Below are 901 nucleotides of genomic sequence, written 5' to 3' on the forward strand. Positions count from 1 at the left end.
CTGTAATGCATCATCCGATTTGGACGGAAGTTTTCAAGGGCATACCTGCAAACCTTTTGCGGATGGGAAGCGCCCCATCATAAAAACACTCCGTGTTGCGGCGGCTATCCGAAAGCGACAAAGGGGTATCTTGGTTATGGAAATTGATGCGGTTGTGGTCGATATGAATGGCACGATAATCGCTGCCCAAAAATGGGTTTATCACATGTTAATCTGGGTGCATGAAGGCTGCTCGACCTGGATCATGAAAACCAATAAGCTGGCACAGTACGTAGATTTGGATACCGTAAATAAATCCAATTACCGGATTCTCCCGTCATGAAAGCAGCACTAATTTCCGTTCTCAATGGAGATGGTTTAAAAGCGCGGGCAATCCGCGGAACAGTCCTTAGCGTCATGGGCTTTGGCAGCAGCCAGTTGATCCGGCTGGGGGCGAATCTGATACTGACTCGCATTCTTTTTCCTGAAGCCTTCGGCCTGATGGCGTTGGTGCAGGTTGTTATTGCTGGTCTCGAGATGTTTTCCGATCTGGCCATAGGCCCCTCAGTCATACGAAGTCCGCGAGGCGATGATCCCAAGTTCCTGAATACCGCGTGGACCTTACAGGTCATGCGGGGTGTTGTGATTTGGTTCGTGGCCTGCCTAATCGCGAGCTCGATTGCTAAGTTTTATGAACAGCCAGAACTTGCTCTCATTATCCCGGTGGTGGCGCTATCGTCACTTATCCAAGGATGTCAGTCGACAAAAATGTATCTCGCCAACCGACATCTAACATTGGGCCGATTGACTGTGATGGAGTTGGTGTCGCAAGTTTCTGGGACAATTTTTATGATTGCCATGGCGCTTTGGTTAAACTCAGTCTGGGCGCTCGTAATGGGTGCCCTTGTAGGGGTTCCTGTTC

The 901-nt window shown here is 49.6% G+C and carries 2 protein-coding genes; both read left to right on the forward strand.

Features of this window, described 5'->3' with window-relative positions:
• The coding region (locus ACR0EL_RS21935) for a hypothetical protein (RefSeq protein ID WP_480502279.1) at nucleotides 1-322 on the forward strand (322 nt) is incomplete at its 5' end.
• A partial coding sequence (locus tag ACR0EL_RS21940) for an oligosaccharide flippase family protein (RefSeq protein WP_480502280.1) occupies nucleotides 319-901 on the forward strand: 583 nt, incomplete at its 3' end. The genes ACR0EL_RS21935 and ACR0EL_RS21940, both read left to right, overlap by 4 nt.

It is taken from the genome of Ruegeria sp. AH12 (assembly GCF_056541465.1).